This is a genomic window from Polynucleobacter kasalickyi (assembly GCF_900176405.1).
Taxonomy (GTDB): domain Bacteria; phylum Pseudomonadota; class Gammaproteobacteria; order Burkholderiales; family Burkholderiaceae; genus Polynucleobacter; species Polynucleobacter kasalickyi.
This window is the reverse complement of record NZ_FWXJ01000004.1, coordinates 106174-127268: the sequence shown is the minus strand read 5'-3', so window position 1 is coordinate 127268 and position 21095 is coordinate 106174. Positions and strand designations below refer to the sequence as shown.

At 42.6% G+C, this 21095-nt stretch carries 18 protein-coding genes; 4 read left to right on the top strand and 14 right to left on the bottom strand.

Going from position 1 to position 21095, the window contains the following annotated elements; genetic code table 11:
• Positions 1 to 48: 48 nt before the first annotated feature.
• Complete coding sequence (locus B8983_RS05240) at positions 49 to 1083, top strand: isopenicillin N synthase family dioxygenase (RefSeq protein WP_084283083.1); 1035 nt, start codon at positions 49 to 51, stop codon at positions 1081 to 1083.
• 95 nt (positions 1084 to 1178) lie between these two features.
• Here the strand turns inward: B8983_RS05240 and B8983_RS05235 are convergent, their stop codons facing one another.
• The 3 genes from B8983_RS05235 to B8983_RS05225 form a co-directional block, all read right to left on the bottom strand.
• Positions 1179 to 2069, bottom strand: a complete 891-nt coding sequence (locus B8983_RS05235) for an NAD(P)-dependent oxidoreductase (protein ID WP_084283082.1) — start codon at positions 2067 to 2069, stop codon at positions 1179 to 1181.
• Between the two features lie 37 nt (positions 2070 to 2106).
• A complete protein-coding gene (locus tag B8983_RS05230) occupies positions 2107 to 3051 on the bottom strand; it encodes a Bug family tripartite tricarboxylate transporter substrate binding protein (protein ID WP_159460822.1) in 945 nt (314 codons plus the stop codon).
• Between the two features lie 79 nt (positions 3052 to 3130).
• A complete protein-coding gene (locus tag B8983_RS05225) occupies positions 3131 to 6169 on the bottom strand; it encodes an FAD-binding and (Fe-S)-binding domain-containing protein (RefSeq protein WP_084283080.1) in 3039 nt (1012 codons plus the stop codon).
• Positions 6170 to 6313: 144 nt separating this feature from the next.
• Here B8983_RS05225 and B8983_RS05220 point away from each other — a divergent pair, with 144 nt between their 5' ends.
• Positions 6314 to 7498: a pyridoxal-phosphate-dependent aminotransferase family protein gene (locus tag B8983_RS05220; RefSeq protein WP_084283079.1), complete on the top strand. Its 1185-nt coding sequence runs from the start codon at positions 6314 to 6316 to the stop codon at positions 7496 to 7498.
• Positions 7499 to 7556: 58 nt separating this feature from the next.
• Here the strand turns inward: B8983_RS05220 and B8983_RS05215 are convergent, their stop codons facing one another.
• From B8983_RS05215 to B8983_RS05195, 5 genes are read right to left on the bottom strand one after another with little or no spacing between them, the layout of a single operon-like run.
• Positions 7557 to 8321, bottom strand: coding sequence for an SDR family NAD(P)-dependent oxidoreductase (locus B8983_RS05215; protein ID WP_084283078.1), 765 nt, complete (start codon positions 8319 to 8321; stop codon positions 7557 to 7559).
• A gap of 28 nt (positions 8322 to 8349) precedes the next feature.
• Positions 8350 to 9720: an MmgE/PrpD family protein gene (locus B8983_RS05210; protein ID WP_234986904.1), complete on the bottom strand. Its 1371-nt coding sequence runs from the start codon at positions 9718 to 9720 to the stop codon at positions 8350 to 8352.
• 2 nt (positions 9721 to 9722) lie between these two features.
• Positions 9723 to 10694 (bottom strand): Bug family tripartite tricarboxylate transporter substrate binding protein, encoded by a 972-nt coding sequence (locus B8983_RS05205; protein WP_084283077.1) that lies wholly within the window; start codon positions 10692 to 10694, stop codon positions 9723 to 9725.
• 23 nt (positions 10695 to 10717) lie between these two features.
• Positions 10718 to 11629 (bottom strand): Bug family tripartite tricarboxylate transporter substrate binding protein, encoded by a 912-nt coding sequence (locus B8983_RS05200; protein WP_159460821.1) that lies wholly within the window; start codon positions 11627 to 11629, stop codon positions 10718 to 10720.
• Between the two features lie 48 nt (positions 11630 to 11677).
• Entirely contained in the window at positions 11678 to 12763 is a 1086-nt protein-coding gene (locus B8983_RS05195; RefSeq protein ID WP_159460820.1) for a Gfo/Idh/MocA family protein, read from the bottom strand.
• A gap of 110 nt (positions 12764 to 12873) precedes the next feature.
• On the opposite strand from B8983_RS05195, the gene B8983_RS05190 reads away from it, so the two are divergent.
• Positions 12874 to 13848: a Bug family tripartite tricarboxylate transporter substrate binding protein gene (locus B8983_RS05190; RefSeq protein ID WP_159460819.1), complete on the top strand. Its 975-nt coding sequence runs from the start codon at positions 12874 to 12876 to the stop codon at positions 13846 to 13848.
• A gap of 26 nt (positions 13849 to 13874) precedes the next feature.
• Positions 13875 to 14642: an SDR family oxidoreductase gene (locus B8983_RS05185; RefSeq protein ID WP_084283073.1), complete on the top strand. Its 768-nt coding sequence runs from the start codon at positions 13875 to 13877 to the stop codon at positions 14640 to 14642.
• Positions 14643 to 14690: 48 nt separating this feature from the next.
• Here B8983_RS05185 and phnE read toward each other — a convergent pair whose 3' ends face one another.
• From phnE to dxs, 6 genes are all read right to left on the bottom strand, one after another.
• On the bottom strand, positions 14691 to 15485 hold the full coding sequence (phnE, locus tag B8983_RS14170) for a phosphonate ABC transporter, permease protein PhnE (RefSeq protein WP_234986903.1): 795 nt from the start codon (positions 15483 to 15485) through the stop codon (positions 14691 to 14693).
• Complete coding sequence (locus tag B8983_RS14165) at positions 15482 to 16345, bottom strand: PhnE/PtxC family ABC transporter permease (protein ID WP_369405842.1); 864 nt, start codon at positions 16343 to 16345, stop codon at positions 15482 to 15484. Before B8983_RS14165 ends, phnE begins: the two co-directional genes overlap by 4 nt.
• Positions 16342 to 17112, bottom strand: coding sequence for a phosphonate ABC transporter ATP-binding protein (locus B8983_RS05175; RefSeq protein WP_200806871.1), 771 nt, complete (start codon positions 17110 to 17112; stop codon positions 16342 to 16344). Before B8983_RS05175 ends, B8983_RS14165 begins: the two co-directional genes overlap by 4 nt.
• 3 nt (positions 17113 to 17115) lie before the next feature.
• The gene (locus tag B8983_RS05170; protein WP_234986910.1) at positions 17116 to 17961 is read right to left on the bottom strand and encodes a putative selenate ABC transporter substrate-binding protein; all 846 of its coding nucleotides are present in this window, start codon (positions 17959 to 17961) and stop codon (positions 17116 to 17118) included.
• A 99-nt stretch (positions 17962 to 18060) separates the two neighbouring features.
• Entirely contained in the window at positions 18061 to 19107 is a 1047-nt protein-coding gene (gene selD / locus B8983_RS05165) for a selenide, water dikinase SelD (RefSeq protein WP_084283070.1), read from the bottom strand.
• Positions 19108 to 19206: 99 nt separating this feature from the next.
• Positions 19207 to 21093, bottom strand: a complete 1887-nt coding sequence (gene dxs, locus B8983_RS05160; protein ID WP_084283069.1) for a 1-deoxy-D-xylulose-5-phosphate synthase — start codon at positions 21091 to 21093, stop codon at positions 19207 to 19209.
• Between the last annotated feature and the right edge of the window lie 2 nt (positions 21094 to 21095).

Genomic DNA, 21095 nt, shown 5'->3' with positions numbered 1-21095 from the left:
CACTAAAGGTATGGTATTTTAAAAATAAAAAATAGGAGACAAAACATAATGAACTCACCTGCAATCGATGCGCGTGATGCCGAGATGCCACGCAGAGCACTGCCAGTAATTGATTTGGGGCCGTATTTAAGAGGTGATCCTGGTGCCCTTGAACAGTTAAGTGCAGAGTGGCGAGAGGTCTGTGAAAAACTAGGCTTCTTGTGTGTAATTAATCATGGAATCTCTGATGCATTAATTGCTGAAATGGAAGCAGCTACCCGCGCTTTTCATGCTTTGGATGATGAAGAGAAATTAAAAATTAAAGTCACGGATCATCAAAGGGGGTATGTCCCATCAAGAGCTACCATCCTAAAACATTCAAGTTATGAAACACATACCAAATTAGACTCCGTCGAATGTATGGTGGTCGCTACGGATTATGCTGAAGACCATCCTGAAGTATTAGCTGGGAAGCAGTTTTATTCAAGAAACCGATGGCCAGAAAAACTACCTAGTTTTCAGACAACCGTAGAAAAATATATGAGTACGGTCCAATCACTAGGTTTAAAACTTCTGCCGGTATGGGCCAAGTCATTAGAGCTTCCAGAAAATTTCTTCTTACCTTATTTTGAGGAACCTTATAGCTACTTTCGAATTGCTAAATATCCAAAAACTGCATTCGTAGAACACCAAGAGTTTGGCTTAGGTGCCCATGCAGATACTGGCTTTATGACCTTTTTGCCACCCGCGCTTGAACAAGGTTTACAAGTACTAGATGAGCATAGTCAATGGTTTTGGCCCGTTGTACCAGAAGGAGCCATTATTGTTAATACCGGCTTATTTTTATCACGTTGGACCAATAATCGCTTTCGAGCAACGCCACATCGCGTACTACCGCCTAAAAACAATGACCGGTACTCTTTTGCCTGTTTCATTAATACTAGCTTAGATGCCGTAGCATCTTGTTTGCCAACGTGTCAAAGCACCGACAATCCACCACTCTATCCAGAACAGAGCTATTGGTCGTATTTTCAGTGGTATATGAAAAATACCTATACCCACTATGGCAGTATTACTGCACCAGAGGACGAAGCAGCTGCATAAACCAAGTTAGTTCATAAAGAATGGGCTTTGCAGAGCAAAGCCCATTTGTTAATCTAATCGTGCGGAAAACCTCGTCGTTCAGAGCGGGGAGGATGTCAACGTTTGACCCCGGCCATTTGCTCGAGTACTTTACAAACAACTGCCGTATCAGCCTCACCATAACCTTGATTTAAGCTTGAATAATACAGTTGGTGGGTGGTATCAAATAATGGGGTAGGACAATTTAGGTCTGCCGCAAATTTTGAAATAATCGACAGGTCTTTCATGAAAGTATTGACTGTCGCGGTGATCTGATCATATTGATCATTCACCATCAATGGCCCACGAATGGCAAACATTTTTGATCCACCAGCGCTATCTTTGAGGACTTCATAGACATCATCTAAATTCATCCCCGCTTTACCAGCTAAAGCAAAAACCTCACCCGCAGCAGCATTGTGAATCCCTACCAACAAATTAGCTAAATATTTCATTTTCGAACCATTGCCACACTCGCCCAAATAGTAATTCGACTTCGACATACTAGGGAAAACATCTTTCACACTTTCGAATGCCTCTTTGTGACCACTGGCAAACACAATTAAATCTCCAGTGATAGCTTGAGCGCCCGTCCCACTTACCGGACAGTCCATAAAAAACTTATTCACGTCTTGCATCGCTGCAAACATATCCATTTTTAATGTCAAAGGCATCGTACTGAGTTCCATCACCACATTGGGTAACTCACTATGACAAATACCCTCTTTGCCAGTAAATACCTCTCTCACCACTTTCTCGGTGGGTAAAGAAGTAAAGATAAAAGGGGTTGCATTAGCAACTTCTAATGGGGACTTTGCAATCTGACCACCGTTTGCCACAAACTGCTCGATAGCGCTGGGAGAGACATCATAACCAATCACTTGGTGACCTGCTTTCAATAAATTATTCGAAATGGCACCTCCCATAATGCCTAACCCAATAAAGCCTATTTTTGCATGCGTTGTCATCCATGTCTCCGATTTTGTAATGAATTGTGAAATTTTTTCAGTCTGTTTTAATGTTGAGTTCTTTGACCATCTTCTGGTACTTATCTAACTCCAGTTTAATAAAAGCAGAAAATTCGGCTGGGGTATTAGGCCCGGTCGTTTGCAGTCCCTGAGAATCTAAGGTGACTTTAATGCTGCTGTCATTCATGACTTGCTTGACCGCCTTATTGATTTTATCGATTAACGCTGGGGACATATTTTTAGGCCCCATGATCGCATACCAATTGGTTACATCAAATCCCTGAATACCTACCTCATTAAAAGTTGGCAAGTTAGGTAAGATGGCCAATCGATTCGGTGTTGAAATGGCCAAAGCCTTTAACTTACCACCTTTGATTTGCTCCAATAAGGGCGGCATCGTATCAAAATTCATAGAGATCTGATTAGCCATCAAATCAATAATCGCCTGTCCACTGCCTTTATAAGGAACATGACGAATATCAATATTCGCAATTTTACCGAATAGTGCACCTGCCAAATGTTGCGTGCTGCCGATACCGGAGGAGCCATAGGTCATTTCGCCTGGTTTCGTTTTGGCAATATTAATTAATTCATTCACCGTATTCGCTGGTGTTGCTGGGTTAATCGCTAATATATTGGGCACATAACCAAGGTAGGTAATCGCTGAAAAATCGGTCGCAGGGTTGTAAGGTACCTTATTTAAAACAAACGGTGCGATTGCATTCGAATTCGAATGCCCCATTAACAAGTTATAACCATCCGCTGGACTTTTTGCGATGAAGTCTGCTGCGATAGTGCCAGCCGCTCCAGATTTGTTTTCTACAATCACAGTTTGACCTAAAATTTCCCCAAGCTTTGGTGCAATTGCACGAGCCACAATATCGGTACCGCCACCAGGAGCGAAACCCACAATCAAATGAATGGTCTTATTTGGATAAGCACCTACTTGATTACTGTTTTGCGCTAATGCCAGAGATGACATATAACCGGCTATCAAAAATATCCCAACTAGAAATTTAAAATTTTGTTTCTTCTGAAAACTTTGCATACTGAACCTCACCTCATACGTTGATGGAGAAAACTGAAGTACTAAAAGACTGTTCTTTTAAATGCATTGCTAATACTCTTGCTACATGTAATGCTTGCCTCTCTGCGCCGTCATGGATTTGATGACGACAACTCGCACCGTTCGCCACAACAATCGCATTCGCGTGGGTTCTGATCTTTGGTAATAAAGATAATTCAGCCATTTGCATTGAAACATCGTAATGCTCTGCCTCATAGCCAAAGCTTCCCGCCATCCCACAACAAGAGGTTTCAATCAGAGTAATTTCCGCATTAGGAATCAGCTCTAATAGATCTAAGAGAGGGTTGACAGTATCCATGGCTTTTTGATGGCAATGCCCATGTACTTGAATAGATTGTTTTGCCTCTTGAAGCTTTAAATGTAAGCGGCCGTGACTTAATTCTTTTCGTAAAAACTCTTCGAACAATTTTGAATTGTTGGCTAACTGTGTTAATTCTTGTGCACTATAACCAAGGCCCATGACTAGGTACTCATCTCTTAAGCTCAGTAAACAAGAGGGTTCAAGGCCAATGATTGGAATCCCTAATTGCGTGATGGGCATCAACACATCTAAAAGCTCTTTAGCAGAAGCATGGGCTTTATCCATCATGCCAGTACTCATAAACGTTCTACCGCAACAATAATGCCCTTTCTCTTTTCTTAATAAGTGAACACTAAATCCGCCCGCTTTTAACACTTGTAAGGCAGCACGGACATTCTCTGATTCAAAAAAACCATTAAAGGTGTCCACCCAAAACACTACTGGCTTATGAGAATTTGGTAAATCCGTTAAATTAACTAAACCAAATTCCTCTTCCAAGGAAGATCTAAAAGTAGTTTCTTTGGTCCAATTGGGTAAAGTTCTTTTGGTAGAAATGCCGGTCAATTTTTCGAGTAGATTCGCAACGAACTTGTTTTTATTTCTAAAATTTAAAACCGCTGGCAGTCCTGGAGTATTGGCAATCCAATGCGCATATTGGGGCAAATTACCAATTAACTTATCGCGTAGCGTAAAGCCATGTTTCAATTTGTATTGATGCGTAAATTCGAGCTTCATTTTTGCCATATCAACGCCAGTAGGACACTCGCGCTTACAGCCTTTACAACTCACACAAAGATCAAACACTTCTCTCACTTCCTCACTGGCTAAGCCAGCTTCTGGCAACTGATTCGACAAGGCTAACCTTAAGGTATTTGCTCGACCACGCGTGACATGCTTTTCTTCTCGAGTCACACGGTAACTGGGACACATCGTGCCTGCATCAAATTTCCGACAATGGCCATTGTTATTACACATTTCAACAGCTTTGGCGAATCCTTGGGCTGGGTCGCCTCCAGAGCCTGGCGCTGAGGTCATTTCCGTTAAGGGATTATTTTGCACATTCCAACTCGACCAATCTAAAACGGGCTGAATGGGAATGACCTGGTAACTTGGTGGAAACCGGAATAAGGTCGTATCGTCCATTTTCGGCGGATCAATGATTTTCCCAGGATTGAACAGGTTACTGGGGTCAAACGCATTTTTAATTTCTCTAAACGCTTGGTTGATGTTTGAGCCAAATTGCCACTCAATCCACTCCCCCCGCGAAATTCCATCACCATGCTCACCACTAAAAGCACCTTTATATTTCGCCACTAAAGCAGCAGCTTCCTCTGCGATGGCACGCATTTTTACTGCACCATCCCGACGCATGTCCAAGATCGGTCGAACATGCAAGGTCCCGACTGAGGCATGAGCATACCAAGTGCCACGACTACCATATTTAGAAAACACCTCTGTTAGTGCACTGGTGTACTCCGCTAAGTGTTCTAGGGGAACCGCGCAATCTTCGATAAAGCTAACGGGTTTCCCATCGCCCTTCAGGCTCATCATAATATTCAAACCCGCTTTACGCACTTCCCAAAGATTTTTTTGCATCTGCGGATCAATCATTTCCACCACACTACCCGCCAAACCTAAATCACCCATCAGCTCTACTAGGCTACTTAATTGTTGTTTGAGTGTTGGCAAATCATTACCCGCAAATTCCACTAACAAAATTGCTTCTGGGGTAGGTGCTTGCGGGTCTTTCAAACCTGTTTCAATGGTTTTTTTGAAGGCGGGATTGGTTCTGGCCAGATCAATCATTGTGCGATCCACCAGTTCCACCGCACAAGGTCCCAACTTCACAATGTGCTGTGCACTTTCCATCGCTTTATAAAAGCTCGTAAAGTTAATCACGCCAAGGGTTTTTTGCTGGGGTAGTTCAGCTAATTTCAAACGTAATTTTTTAAAATAGGCGAGGCTACCTTCACTACCGACTAATAAATGAGCTAGGTTCACTCGCCCATCACTCGTGTAGGGTTTTTCATTTTGATTATGGAAGACATCTAAGTTGTAACCTGCCACTCTTCTCAATACCTTGGGCCATTTTTCTTCCATCTCCTGACGATGTTGCAGTGCCAACTGTTGAACAAACTGCCCTAGTTCTAACACTTTACCGCTAGCATGTTGCATCAATTCGAAGGCATGTGGTTGGCCATCACTTAACCAAGCATCAATCCCTAAGACGTTGTGCACCATATTGCCATAGGCAATGGAACGACTACCGCAGGAATTATTCCCCGCCATGCCACCAATCGTTGCTTGCCCAGAAGTAGATACATCCACTGGAAACCAGACATGATGTTTTTTTAAGCGCTGATTCAGATGATCCAACACAATGCCAGGCTCGACATCTACATAGCCGTCATTTACATTCAGCTCCAGCATATTCCGGAAGTGGGTTGAGTTATCAATGACCAAAGCAGCTCCAGTGGTTTGACCACATTGACTCGTGCCACCACCTCTAGGTAAGACTGGAATCTCAAGTTCTCTAGCAATATTGATCGCGCAAACAATATCTTCAGCCGTTTTCGGGATGAAGACAGATATTGGCATGGTCTGATAAATGGAAGCGTCCGTTGCATAACGGCCACGACTAGCTAAATCAGTGAATACATCACCACTTGTGTTTTTTAACAAAAGGGCTTGAAGTTGTTGACTCGTCTCCATTATTTCCAAGATGGTTGCTCAACTCACTCCATCAAAAAATTAATCGATGGCATAGCGTTGAATGTTATATTTTAGGTATTAATATAATTGAAATTCCGCAAAAAGTATCTACTAAGAAACACTAAGAAGAAAGTACTCATTCCAATGCTTAAACTAGATAACCATCCCTCAGGTCGACATTTTTTACATATTCCGGGACCAAGTCCAGTTCCCTCCAGAGTATTAAGAGCCATTAGTTACCAAACCATTGACCATCGTGGTCCAGAGTTTGGCGCATTTGGTTTAGAGTTACTGCAAAAAATTCGCCTCTTATTTAAAAGCGATGATCCTGTAATTATCTATCCCGCCTCTGGCACGGGTGCTTGGGAAGCAGCTTTGGTCAACACCTTAAATCCCGGAGATACGGTTCTCATGTATGAGTCGGGTCATTTTGCCGCCCTGTGGAAGCGACTTGCCCAAAGAATTGGCTTAAATACCGAATTTATTTCTAAACCAGGCTTAGAAGGTTGGCGTGGTGGGGTGGATGCAAAAGCCATTGAAGAACGCCTGAAGTCAGATCCAGACCACCTTATTAAAGCGGTTTGTGTGGTTCATAATGAAACCTCCACTGGAGTTACTTCCGATATTGCGGCGGTAAGAGCTGCCATGGACGCCGCAAATCATCCGGCCTTATTAATGGTAGATACAATTTCCGGTCTAGGTTCTGCCAATTACGAACACTCAGGCTGGGGTGTGGACGTAACCGTCAGTGGTTCACAAAAGGGTCTGATGCTCCCTCCTGGCCTCAGTTTTAATACCATTTCCGCAAAGGCGCTAGCTGCCAGTAAAACTGCCACCCTCCCCAAAGCATTTTGGGCCTGGGATGAAATTTTAGAAGCCAATCAAACTGGCTATTTTGCCACCACACCGGCTACCAATCTCCTCTACGGCTTATCCGAAGCGATCGATATGATTTTGGGTGAAGGGTTAGATCAAGTGTTTGCCCGCCATCAAAAACTAGCACTCGCCTGTCGAGCGGCTGTAAAAGCCTGGGGACTTGAAGTACTGTGTCAGGATCCAAGTGTCTACTCTCCAGTGGTTACCAGCGTATTAGTACCTGAATCGATTGATGCAGATGCACTGCGTAAACTCATCCATGAGAAATACAACTTATCCCTTGGTACTGGCCTTGGTAAATTAAAAGGGAAAGTCTTTCGAATCGGCCATTTAGGTGACTGCAATGAGTTATCTTTACTAGCGGCCCTATCAGGCTGTGAGATGGGTTTGGCTGCTTATGGTTTTACGCCTAAAGCGAGTGGGGTTGTTGCAGCACAAAATATCCTAATGTAAGGCTTTTGAAATAAGGCTTTTTTAGTCAAGCTTTTGCGCTGCTTCAAAAACAAACAAACTATGCTAAGTAAGCTCCACCGTTAGCATGGATGGTTTGTCCAGTGATATATCTCGCTTTAGGGCCACATAAAAACTCGACTAAATTCGCCACTTCTTCTGTCGTACCACGACGGCCAAATAAGGTCTTATTTTTGCCATGATGCTCAGGAGTGCCACTGCCGGCACTCTCGCCTCGGACGGTATCTATCAAACCAGGCACAATGCAATTTACCGTAATACCAAACTCACTTAAATCATGGGCAAGTGCTCTAGTTAAACCAATAAGTCCCATTTTTGCCGTCACCACATGCGCTCTTTCTTTAGAACCCGTATGCGCCGATAAACCACCAAAATTGACAATTGATCCCATTGAGGATTCTTTCAAATAAGGCAGAGCAGCCTTTGAACATAAATACGCCCCATCCAGAATAGTGCCCATGACCTCTCGCCAATCTTCCCACTCCAATTCAGCAAATGGGGTATGTCTACGAAGTGCAGCATTATTAATGAGGATATCAATTTTGCCAAAAGCCTTGACCGATTCATCGATTAACAGTTTTGCGCCAGCCACCGAGCTAATATCAGCTGCGATACCAATCGCTTTTGCCCCGTCGCCAAACTGATTAATCTCATTGACTAACTCTGCCATTTGCTCGCTCTGTGAGCGAGCATTGATGACTACCCAGGCACCCTCTCTCGCTAAAGCAATAGCAATAGCTCGTCCAATATTTTTAACCGAACCAGTAACAATGGCTACTTGGCCTTTAAGTGATTGTGTTGTCATAAAATTTCGTGGCTATTTAATAGATGGTTTAATTGGATAATTGATCGACAGATACAACATCCGCATCACGCATCCCTCTGATTTGCTCTAAGGCTTGTGAACTGTGTACTGCGTCCCAACCGCCATAGATGCAATTCGCTGTAAACTTTTGCTCCAATACTTCAATGGACATTGGCTCATCTTTACCACCTCTGAAATGACCTTGATAAGCCTCTAGAACGTCACCATTTTTTAAAGTGACTTTTAAATGGCCAATAAATTTTTTAGGGTAAGGATTGTTCGGATCAATCTTATAAGAAATTTTATTGGTCAGCTCACGAATGCGTGGATCATGCACCACCTCTTCTTCATAGTCAATTAAGCCAGCATCATCTCGGATCATGCCAACAGCAATGGCGTAAGGAATACTAAATTTTGCTGCATAGCCATTTGGTGGGTTTCTCTTATTGGCTAACGGCTCCCACAAGCGATGTACAATCCCTTCCGCAGTATTGCATTCAATACTAGCAATCTCATTTGTATCTAAACCATCTGCTACCAACTTCCGAGCGCAATCAATATAAGGATGCGCCATCGTACCGCAAGCATACGGCTTAAATGCCATATCAGCACACAGCCATGTCGAGCCAACACCAGCTAACATTTCGTCAAAATGGTTGTCATCTTGGTTCGCAAATGCGTGGAAAAAACCGTGCTCTCCTTCAAACAACGTTCTTGGTCCAGTAAATCCTTCTTGCGCTAACCGGGCAGCGCGATACCCTGAATGAGCAGCCCAGCCAGGATGCATTCTTTTGGTCCAAGTACCTTCAGCAAGGTACTCAATGATGCCCGAAGCCATACTACCAACGATACCAAGTGCATTGACCCATTGCTCTTTATTCAGTCCTAGCGCACTTGCCACACCTGCTGCGGCTCCAATAGCACCAAAAACCGCAGTCGGATGAAACCCTGCTTTATGAACCAATTTTGGGGCTACCGAACAGAGTCTGCACATAACTTCTGAACCAATCGCAATCCCTCTTGCAAGATCTTTACCAGATAAACCGTGCTGTTCGCAGGCAGCTAGTACCGCCGGCACAATCACTGCTCCGGCATGAATCGGCCCACCTTCAAAAGTGTCATCATAATCTTCACCGTGGGTAGCTGTACCGTTCACAAAACACGCAGTAAATACATTACCCTTCTGTGCATGACCAATGACCGTACATTGCCCCTCTTCAAATGTTGCTCGGTAAGACGCTGTTACGTAATCAGCATGCCTTGCCGCAACACATAAGCCAGCCACATCAATCAGCAGTGAATCGACTAAGGTCTCTACCTCTGCCGGTAGTTCTGATGGCATGTCAATAAATGCCTGGGCTAAAATTTCTGATACTGTCGTTGTAGGTATATTTTTCATGATTAATCCGCCGTTATATTGCTATCTTTTGCCACTTTCGACCAGTGAATTACTTCTTTAACCATATAGTCTTCGAATTGCTCAGGTGACATTGGCATTGGGGTGAGTGCCTGCTCCACAAAAAACTTTTTAACATCGGACTGAGTTAGTAATTTATTCACTTCTGAATTGATTTTTTTCTTAATGTCATCAGGCATTTTTGCCGGACCGACTAAACCATACCAAGTTACACCGTCAAATCCTTCATAGCCCAACTCTTTAAAAGTAGGAGTATCAGGTAAGAGGGAACTTCTAGTATTACCAGTTACAGCGAGTGGGATTAAAGTACCATTACGAATATGGGGCATCGCAGCCGAGAGTCCAGGAAAAATCACCTGAATAGAACCACCAACAGAGTCCGTAAAAGCTTGGCCAATACTTTTGTAGGGCACCATTAAGGCTGGCATCGAAGCACTAAACTTAAACTGTTCCATGAGGAGATGATTTAAAGTACCTATCCCTGAAGTTCCATAATTTAAAGATTGTTTTTTAGAGTAGGCAACCAACTCCTTTAAATTTTTAACTGGTACTCCTTTAGCAACCACGATGACATTGGGCGTGCCACCAAACATCGCGATCGGTGTAAAGTCTTTGACGGAGTCATAAATATTTTTCTTCACAGCCGGATTCGTACCATGGGTTGCCACATACCCAATCATTAAGGTGTAACCATCTGGCAGGGCACGGATCGTAGTTTTAGCGGCAATAGCCCCACCAGCACCCGCTTGATTATCAATAATAAAAGATTGCCCCATGGCCTGACGCATTTTATCGGCCATAAAGCGCCCGACAATATCCACACCACCACCGGTCGCTTGTGGCGCAATAATCTTCACTGGACGATTTGGGTAATCAGTTTGAGCCATTAAATTAGACGCGCAGGCAAAGGCTAATAGGGTATTGAGGAAAATAAATTTCCTTATAGGGTTTTTCATCTTATTAATTTTCAGGTCTTAGGTTATTGTGGCTGGATACCAGCTGCTTTAGCAATTACTTGGTATTTCAAAATTTCTTCTCGAACAAACTTGGTAAATGCAGTCTGTCCCATCGACTTAATTGTAATGCCTGCCGCATTAAAAGCTGCTTTTGTGTCAGGATCATTAAGTGTTTTTGCCACATCGTCTTTTAACTTCTTCAACACTGGACTAGGAGTAGCCATTGGCGCCCACAATCCTACCCAAAAATTCATCTCAAAATTGTTATTGAGTTGCTCGGCTATCGTTGGCACTTGAGCGAGGACTTCTACCCTATTTTTACTAGAAATCCCCAGAGCTCTTAATTTACCTGACTGAATTTGTGGCAAAGCTGCTTCATAAGGCGCCATTAAATACGTCACTCGTCCGGAAATCACATCTTGCATCGCCTCAGGTGTCGATTTGTAAGGAATATGCAATGCTTTCATATTCGTGGTTTGATTCAAATATTCCGCTGCTAAATGCGTGGAACTCCCCACTCCAGCAGAGCTAAAAGTAAAGTCACTGGATTTATTTTTACCTTCTTTAATGAAATCATCTAATGACTGGATTTTTGATGCGCCAGAGATAACGAGTACATAAGGACTCGTAGCAATCATATCAATTTCAATGAGGCTTTTCGTTACGTCATAAGGTAAATTTTTATAAACCGCTGGATTGATTACGTAAGTTGCCGATTGCGCAAGTAAGGTGTATCCATCAGGGGGCGCATTCACCACAGAGCTAATGCCTAAAGTACCACCAGCCCCAGGTTTGTTTTCTACAATCACAGACTGTTCCCACAATTTATTGAGGGATTTTGCTAAGATTCGAGCGGTAATATCGGTACCGGAACCTGCCCCGGGGCCAACAATTTTTACCGTATGGTTAGGGTAAGTTTGTGTGTACCCTGTCATCGAAACTACCAGTAGTACACACGCGAGAATACATTTAACGAACATAACTTATGGCTTCAAAGGAAGTTTAACCGCTTCGCCAGTCCTTACTGCTAACTCAATCGCAAGGGTGGTTTCTAAATTAATGCGAGCTTGATTCGGTGTCGTATGCATGGTGGGTTGTCCGGTAATTAAAGCGTCTAACCATGAACGTGTTTCATTACCGAGTGGCCCCCAAAAGTCACCGCAGGCCCAATCACCAGCAGTATTACTCCCTAAAAATGCCATGTTCACCTGATGATCTGGCACATAGGCGTGAGGTACGCCACGATCGGAATAAAGGATATGATCCATATGGTCATCATCAATAATCATCGTCCCTTCAAGACCCAATAATTCAAGCCGGTCTGACTGGCCTAAGGTTGGATATCTCTCTGGCAACGCATAACTAATTCCCAAATTAATCACAGCACCATCGGAGAAAGTAATAATTGCCCAGGTGACATCATCGATGGGGAAACCAGCTTCTCTAAAAATACCTGTTTGGCCACGCGCAATAATCTCTACGGGCGTAGCTTGATCTTCCAGCAACCAACACATCAAATCAACATAATAAGTTAAGACATCAACCACGGGGGTAGCATGCGGGTCTCGTTTCAAAATGGAGAAGGCTTGCGCCCGCGAGTTATAAACGCGCGCGGTACCACCAATAATTTTTCCTAAACGTTGGTGGAGTACTTGTTCTTTTGCCCGCAAGTAACACTCTTTAAAACGTCGACTATAACCAATATTCAACTTTCCATTGGTTCTTTTAAGGACTTCTAAAATTTCGTCAGCTTCCTGAAGAGAAAATGAGATTGGTTTTTCAACTAAAACGGGTTTACCTAACTCAAGTGCCTTTTTAATCGGCGCTGCATGGAGTTGTTCAGGTGTCGAAACAATCACGGCATTGACCTCAGGTCTAGAAATGACTTCTTCATTATTATCAGAATAGAAATGGGCATTAGACGTTTCTGCCAAAGCCTTTGCTCTATCTAGATTAATATCAGAAATTGCTAAAAATCCAACTGATGGATGTTTTGCAGCGAGTCTAGCGCGTAATGTACCAATTCGACCCGCACCAATTACAGCTATCCCAAGGGGCTTATCTGCCACGTTTATCTCCTTATATTTTTTTACTTACTATTGGTATTATACTTGTCAGCGAGACAAGTAAAAACGCTTTACTAAAAATATCCTTAACAATAAACAATGGAACAAAAGCGATGAAATTCCCCCTATTTAAATGTATTTTCGCATCTATCTTTTCTATCACCTGCCTTATTAATCATGCCCAATCGGCAGATTTTCCTAATCGAAATTTGCGTATCATTGTGCCCGTAGCACCTGGAGCTACCAATGACTACCTTGCTAGATCTCTGGCGATTGAACTGGGCAAAGCTTTAGGTCAAACCGTAATCGTAGAAAACAAACCGGGTGCCAATCAAATTATTGGTACCAGTGAACTAGCAAAATCAGCACCTGATGGCCATACCATGGCAATGTTGATCAGTTCCCACGTCATCAATCCCTACATTGCAAAATCCTTGCCGTATGATTCCAAGAAAGATTTCATCCCTTTGGCTGTCGTAGGAATCATGCCAGGCTTACTAACCGTACATTCCAGCGTACCAGTAAAAAACTTTCAAGAATTAATTACTTACGCAAAGGCGAATCCTGGTGTTTTAGCATATGGACAGCCAGGCGGCCTATCCTCTGGTCACTTGACCATGGAATACCTGAAGAAAGAAGCTGGTATTGATGTTCTCAGCGTACCTTATAAAGGCGGTGGTCCAGCCTTGGCGGATTTATTGGCAAATCGTTTTCAAGTCTTTATCAATAGCCCAACAGCTACCTTGCCGCACATTAAAGCGGGCACTTTACGACCATTGGCAACGACGGGTAATAAACGCCCAGAAGTATTCTCTGATATTCCAACCATCGCCGAATCAGGGTACCCCAATATTGTGACTTACGAATGGTATTCTCTCTTTTTACCAGCCAAAACACCACCAGCGATTGTTAATCAATTAAATGCAGAAGTCGTTAAAATAATGAAATCCCCTGAAATGCAAAAGCGATTACTTGATATTGGTGCAGAATCTCGCGATTACAATGCTCAACAATTTGCTCAATTCATTACCAATGAAAGTAAAACTTGGGGTCAAATCATTCAATCCTTAAATATCAAACCCGAATAAATCTATCCAACAGAAAGTAATTATCTATGTCTTCAGAATTTAAAAATAAAGTTGTTCTTGTCACTGGTGGGTCTAAAGGAATTGGCTATGGCATTGCTAGCGCATTTGCTAAACAAGGCGCTTCTCTCATTTTAGTGGCAAGAGATATTGATTCACTCAATACCTCTAAAGCTGCTCTTGAAAAAGAATTTAATGTTTCCGTTGAAGTAAAGGCTGTGAATCTCTCTGAAGAGAAAAATCTAACCGAACTGTCTAGCTTTTTCCCAAAGGTAGATATTTTAGTGAACTCAGCTGGGGCAATGGGCCGAGGCAGTTTATTTGATATTGATCCAGTACAGTTTAGAGATGCTTGGGAAGGTAAAGTGATGTCGACTATTTTCTTAACTCGACATATTTATCCTTTTATGGCCAAAAATCCCAACGGTGGCGTCATTATTAATATTATTGGCATGGCTGCGGAGCGCTTGAACTTTAAGTCGATTGGTACTTCAACTGCCAATGCTGCACTAGTTGCGTTCAATAATGCACTCGGTTCAGAAAGCGTGAACGACAATATTAGAGTAGTTGGTATTAGTCCAGGCCTCATTCGGACCTCTAGAACGGAGGGAATTCTTCATCCAAAAAATGAAGTTGACCGTAAAGCCTACGAAAAAATGGTAAGTAACTTACCTTTTGGCCGAATGGGTGAACCATCTGAAGTTGCCGAACTCGCCGTATTTTTAGCGTCTAACAGCGGTAAATATATCAGCGGTGAAGTCATCAACGTAGATGGTGGCGCAAGATTTAGATACTAAAAAAATAATGGCTTACAAAGATACACTTTGTAAGCCATTCAAATCTTTCTAGCAATTCGCCGGCATATTCGATTTTCTTAATCTGGAGCTGAGTAAATCAACTGCAACTACCAAAATTAACATCGCAATAATGACGGTGGACGCTCTCGATTCATGCAGGAGAGAAAGCTCATAATATAAAATTTGCCCGAGACCCCCTGCGCCAACAAAGCCTAAGATGGTGGCCATTCGTATATTCATTTCCCATCGATACAGAATATAGGATATAAATTGTGAACTAACCTGTGGCAAGGTGCCGAATAAATACGCTAAAAATGAACTTGTGCCATTTCTTAAAAGTGCATTCGTAACCTCTGGAGAAGCATTCTCTAATGTCTCCGCAAATAACCTTCCCAATACTCCCGTGGTATGTAATGCAATCGCTAATACGCCCGCAAAAGGGCCAAGTCCTACGGCAAGAACCATTAATGAAGCCCACACTAATTCTGGGACAGATCTCAAAAAATTCAGCAAAAATCGAATGACCCCTCTGATGAACAGGGGAGAGGCTGGCTTCACGCCAAGTGCTAAGAAAAAAGCAATGATGGCAGCTAGCAAAGTGCCCAATAGAGAAACAGCAATCGTTTGAATAGCGCCATCATAAATTTTCAAAATGAATTTATAAGACAAGTCAGGCGTGAAAAATCTTTGAATGAAAGTAACCGCACTTGATACGGCAGACTCCGTAAAAAGAGTCCTTAGATTAAACTCAATCCACCAAAAACTAAGGCCGAAGAACAGGATGATTACTAAAAATATCGCCACACATTTGAAACAAAATTGAGGCTGTGGTGATCGGTTCATGAGAGTTGCTTTCTGATCACAAGGCTAATCCAGTCAGCCATCAACACAAGCAACAAAAATACTAGCAAAATTGTCGAAACCTCACCACCGTTGAGCATTTTCATGGATTGGTCCATCAGCTGTCCAAGGCCGCCCGCTCCAACGAAGCCCATTACAACCGAAGCTCTGACTGCACATTCCCACCGATACACCGTATAAGACGCAAGTTCTTGAGAGGCGAGTGGTAAAGATCCATACAAAAAAGCTAACTGTCTTGAACTACCAGAGAGTAAAAGTGCCTTTGGTACTTTAGTATTGCTAGACTCTAAAATTTCGCTGTAGACTTTTGCTAACATCCCACCGTAACTAATCCCAATAGCCAACACCCCTGCCATTGGTCCTAAACCCCAAATTCTTACAAACAGTAGGGCCCAAACAATTTCTGGAATACCCCTGAGAAATAAAATCACTAGCCTTGCGAAGTACCGTAAGGATTGCGAAATTCGATATCCTTTTCCTGGGCCAATTCTTGAAATAGACATGCTTTGAGAGATAACTAAGCCAAGTGGAATAGCAATGGCTAATGATATAAAAATACCTGCACTAGCCATCGCTAAAGTATCTAGCGTCGCGCGAAACACAATGGCTAGAAAGTCATGCTCAAATTTAGGCGGAAAGAATTGCTTTAAAAAATCTCCCATCACCTTCAAGTTATTTGCATCAAATAACAATGCAGGGTTGACCTGTGCAACCTTCAGCATTGGCCATAGAATAATCACAGCTACCACCAAATAACTCAACCGATGCAAAGCATCTGGATCTTTGAATTTCGCTTGGGTGGGAAAGAAAAACATTGGTGAGAAAATAGTCTTAATGTTCAAGCAACTGTTGCAGAGGAGTACAACGCTGCGAGCATCTCTTCTGTAACTTCTTCGGCAGGTAAATCAAATTGAAGTTGACCCTCTTTTAAGCCAATGATTCTTGGGAACCACTTTAAGGCAACTTCGACATCATGCAAGCTCACGACAATTGTCTTTTGTTGATGATGCAGAATTTGTTCAATAATTAATTCGGATAAAACAGGGTCTAAGGCTGAAATAGGTTCATCCGCCAAAATCAGTTCAGGGTCTTGGTATAGAACTCTAGCAATACCTACTCGTTGTAACTCGCCGCCGGATAAAGTATCACACCTGACAAAGAGAGCTTCAGACAATTTCAACTTCTCCAGAATATTTTGGGGGCCTGCAATATCCATGGGGTACAACAAGCTCAGCATACTTTTCCAAATAGGCCACTTCCCTAATTTTCCAGCCAAAACACTGGTAATAACTCGCTGCTTTAAGGGTAGTGGTGGCGCTTGATAAATAAAACCAATTTGAGTACGTAACTGCCTGAGCTTTTCCCTGGAGAGAGACCAAGGATTTTTTGTATTTACCAAATACTCGCCTGAACTTGGCTTTAAAGCAGTCCCTAAAATAGATAATAAAGTCGTCTTACCTGAGCCAGAGGAGCCAATAATAGCTACTCTCTCAAAATGATTCACTCTCAAATCAAGCTGATTGATCGATGGATGACCATTTTGTTGAATCAGCGTAACCTTTTTTAAATCTAAGTGGGTTACGCTGGATGATTGCAATCGATTCGACACGCTTTATTTGACAAGTCCAGCTGATTTAGCAGCACGTTCAATGCTGTCGTAATTAGAAGCTTTGGTCGTGATAAATTTTGATGCTCTTTGCAAATCCATTAAACCTTTGTCTGCTGGATTTTTACTATCTAATTTTAAAAAAGCAGTGGTAATTTTTTTGACCAACGCTGGATCTAAATCGCCTCGCACTGTCCAGTTGTAATCGAAATATGGCGGAGTGGTTGAGATAACTTTGACCTTTGCTGCATTAGGATTGGCAGTCTCGACTAACTTATCCCAGACAGAAGCATTTAATACCCCAGCTTCAGCACGACCACTAGCAACAAATGCTACCGTCGCATCGTGCGCACCTGAAAAAGCGATGGTCTTAAAATCGTCATCTGCATTAATTCCTGCTTGCATTAAATAAAAACGAGGCATCAAATGTCCAGAAGTAGACGACGGCGAACCAAAAACAAAAGTTTTACCTTTTAGATCCTCTAAGCTTTTAGCAGTGCTTGCCTGAGGAACAATAAATTTACTGGTGAAATGTTCATCTTCTGCGCGTTGAATGATTGGGATCACCCGACTAGCGGTTCTGATTTTTGCTTGCACAAAAGTAAAACCACCTAACCAAGCCATATCAATCTTGCCAGTAGCTAAAGATTCCACCACAGCCGCATAATCAGTAACTGGGGTAAATTCCACTTTCATACCAATTTCTTTTTCTAAATATTCACCTAAAGGTGTGAATTTTCTTTGCAACTCTGTCGGTGATTCATCTGGAATAGCCGATACCTTGAGAACCTTTTGTGCTTGAGCACCACATGACAAGGACCATAAAGAAATCAACAAAGTTGCAAACACCATTGATTTTTTTAAACTACGTATACTTAAAAAGTTATTCATTTTTTATCTTTTTTCTGTTCTCAATGATTGTAAAAATTAACTGCTACATCTCAAAAAATACTACTTCGAAACGAATAATCCATTTCCAAGAGTAAATTCGCCGATCACACAGGCTTGCTCAAACCCACCTTCGTTGAGGGTTTGTAATACAGACGAGGTCGCTTCAGGAGCACAAGAAACTAATAAACCACCGCTGGTTTGTGGATCACTAAGTAAATGCTTTTGCCATTGCTCAATCTCATCAGCAAGGGTGACCTCATGCCCATAACCTAGCCAGTTTCTGCCAGATGCACCCGTTACAATACCAGCCCGCAGGTATTCAATCGCCTCCGGAATAATTGGTAAATTAGACCAATTGATTTTTGCTGACAAATTAGCGCCGCGACATTGTTCTAGTAAATGGCCAGCTAAGCCAAAGCCCGTCACATCGGTTAAAGCATGCACGCCCTCTAAAGCCGCCAAAGCCAGGCCTGGTTTATTGAGTTGAGTGGTTAGCTGCACCATCTTTTGATAGGCTACATTAGAAATTTTCTCTTGCTTAATGGCGGCACTTAAAATGCCAACTCCTAGTGGTTTACTCAAAATAATTTGATCACCCACTTTGGCACCACTATTTCTCTTCAGTTTGGCAGGATCAACAATACCAATCACTACTAAGCCATAAATAGGCTCGACGGTATCAATCGAGTGACCGCCAGCAATCATAATGCCTGCATCAGCACAAGCCTTTGCACCACCCGCGGTAATCTGAGCAATCACATCAACCGGCAAGACATTCACTGGCATGCCTAATAATGCAAGAGCAAACAGCGGTTGTGCACCCATCGCATAAATATCAGAAATAGCGTTGGTAGCAGCAATTTGACCGAACACAAATGGGTCATCCACGATTGGCATAAAGAAGTCCGTGGTTGCTACAATCGCCTGCTGCTCATTAATTTGATAAACCGCAGCATCCTCGTTGTTGTCAATGCCTGCGAGAAGCTCCTTAGGGAGATTGATCATCGGTGCTTGCTTTAATATTTGGCTAAGCACTCCAGGCGCAATTTTGCAACCGCAACCACCGCCATGAGATAAAGAAGTTAGTTTAATGCCACTAGTAGTCATAAATTGATCTTTGCAAAGGGATCTTTCTATTTTACAGTGTCAAGGCTCACAATCTCATAAAATAAAGGATTGGCAAGTAAACAGTTCGATGAAGATGATCTAATTCAATAGGTAGGTATTTCGGATCGATTTTTCAATCCCATCCGCATCCAAACCACAGTCTCTCATCAAAATTGGAACTTCACCCTGATCAATAAACTCATCTGGTAAGCCAAGTTGTAAAACATGCGGTAGCTTACCTTGTTTAACGAAGTATTCAAGACAAGCTGAACCAGCGCCACCTTGAACTGTGCCATCTTCAATGGTCACAAAACGATCATACGTTTTCAGTAACTCTGAGAGCAGTTCTTCATCTAAAGGCTTCACAAATCGCATATCCACCACTGTTAAATCTAATTTCTCACCGACCACTAATGACGGTCGTAATAAAGTACCAAAAGCTAATATGGCAATTCTTTTTTCAGTTTGCGTGGAGTTTCTACGGACAAGACCTTTGCCAATTGTTAAAGTGTCAAGCCCTTCACTCATTAGCGCGCCACCCCCGCTACCACGTGGATATCTCACTGCACATGGGTGGTTTGCATAAAACCCCGTGGATAACATCATGCGACACTCATTTTCGTCACTTGGCGTCATAACGATCATATTAGGAATACAACGCAAGTAAGCAATGTCATAATTCCCTGCATGAGTCGCGCCATCTGCGCCAACTAAACCAGCTCGATCGATGGCAAATAAAACCGGCAGATCTTGTAGAGCCACATCATGAATTACCTGATCATAGCCACGTTGTAAGAACGTAGAATAAATAGCCAAAACTGGTTTCACTTTTTCACAGGCAAGTCCAGCCGCAAAGGTCACAGCATGTTGCTCGGCAATCCCGACATCAAAATATCTTTCGGGAAACTCTTGGGCAAAACGCACTAGGCCAGAACCCTCACGCATAGCTGGCGTAATACCCACTAATCGTTGGTCTGCACGCGCCATATCACATAGCCAATCACCAAAGACTTGTGTAAAGGTTTTTAAGGACGATGGCTTTGATGGTGTGATGCCTGTGACTGGATTAAATTTCCCTGGCCCATGATAAAGAATTGGATCTGCCTCAGCAAAGTCATAACCTTTTCCTTTTTTCGTCACCACATGGATAAATTGTGGTCCATCCCCCTCTAAAGCTAATTTATAAATATTTCTGAAGGTAGGAATGAGTGAATCTAAATCATGGCCATCAATCGGTCCAATATAGTTAAAGCCATACTCTTCAAAAATAGTGGCTGGCACTACCATGCCTTTAGCATGTCCCTCAAGTCGCTTTGCAAACTCTCTGAGTGGAGGGAATACCGACAACATATTACCGACACTATTTTTAGTTACTTCATAAATTGGACTGCTAATTAATCGCGCTAAATATCGATTGAGCGCACCAACTGCTGGAGAAATAGACATATCGTTATCATTTAAAATAACAATCAACGGTAGTTTACGGTTGATACCAGCATGATTCATGGCCTCAAAGGCCATCCCTCCAGTCATGGCACTATCGCCAATGACCGCAATCGCTACTCGCTTTTCACCTTGCAATAAAGATGCTTCAGCCATACCAACGGCTGCAGAAATACTCGTTGATGAGTGTGCCGTACCAAATGCATCATATGGACTTTCAGAGCGCTTAGGAAAGCCAGACATTCCCTGATATTGACGCAGTGCACTCATTTGATCACGTCGTCCAGTGAGAATTTTATGCGGATAACTTTGATGTCCAACGTCCCAAACTACACGATCATTCGGCGTATCAAATACATAATGTAAGGCTACAGCTAGTTCGACAGTACCCAAATTGGAGGAGAGGTGACCACCTGTTTTTGATACGGATTCCACAATAAAACTACGCAGTTCATTGACAACTTGAGGTAACTGGACACGATGAAGCTCTCGCAAATCATTCGGGTTCTGAATTGTTTTTAAAAGATTGGTTATTTTTAACATCG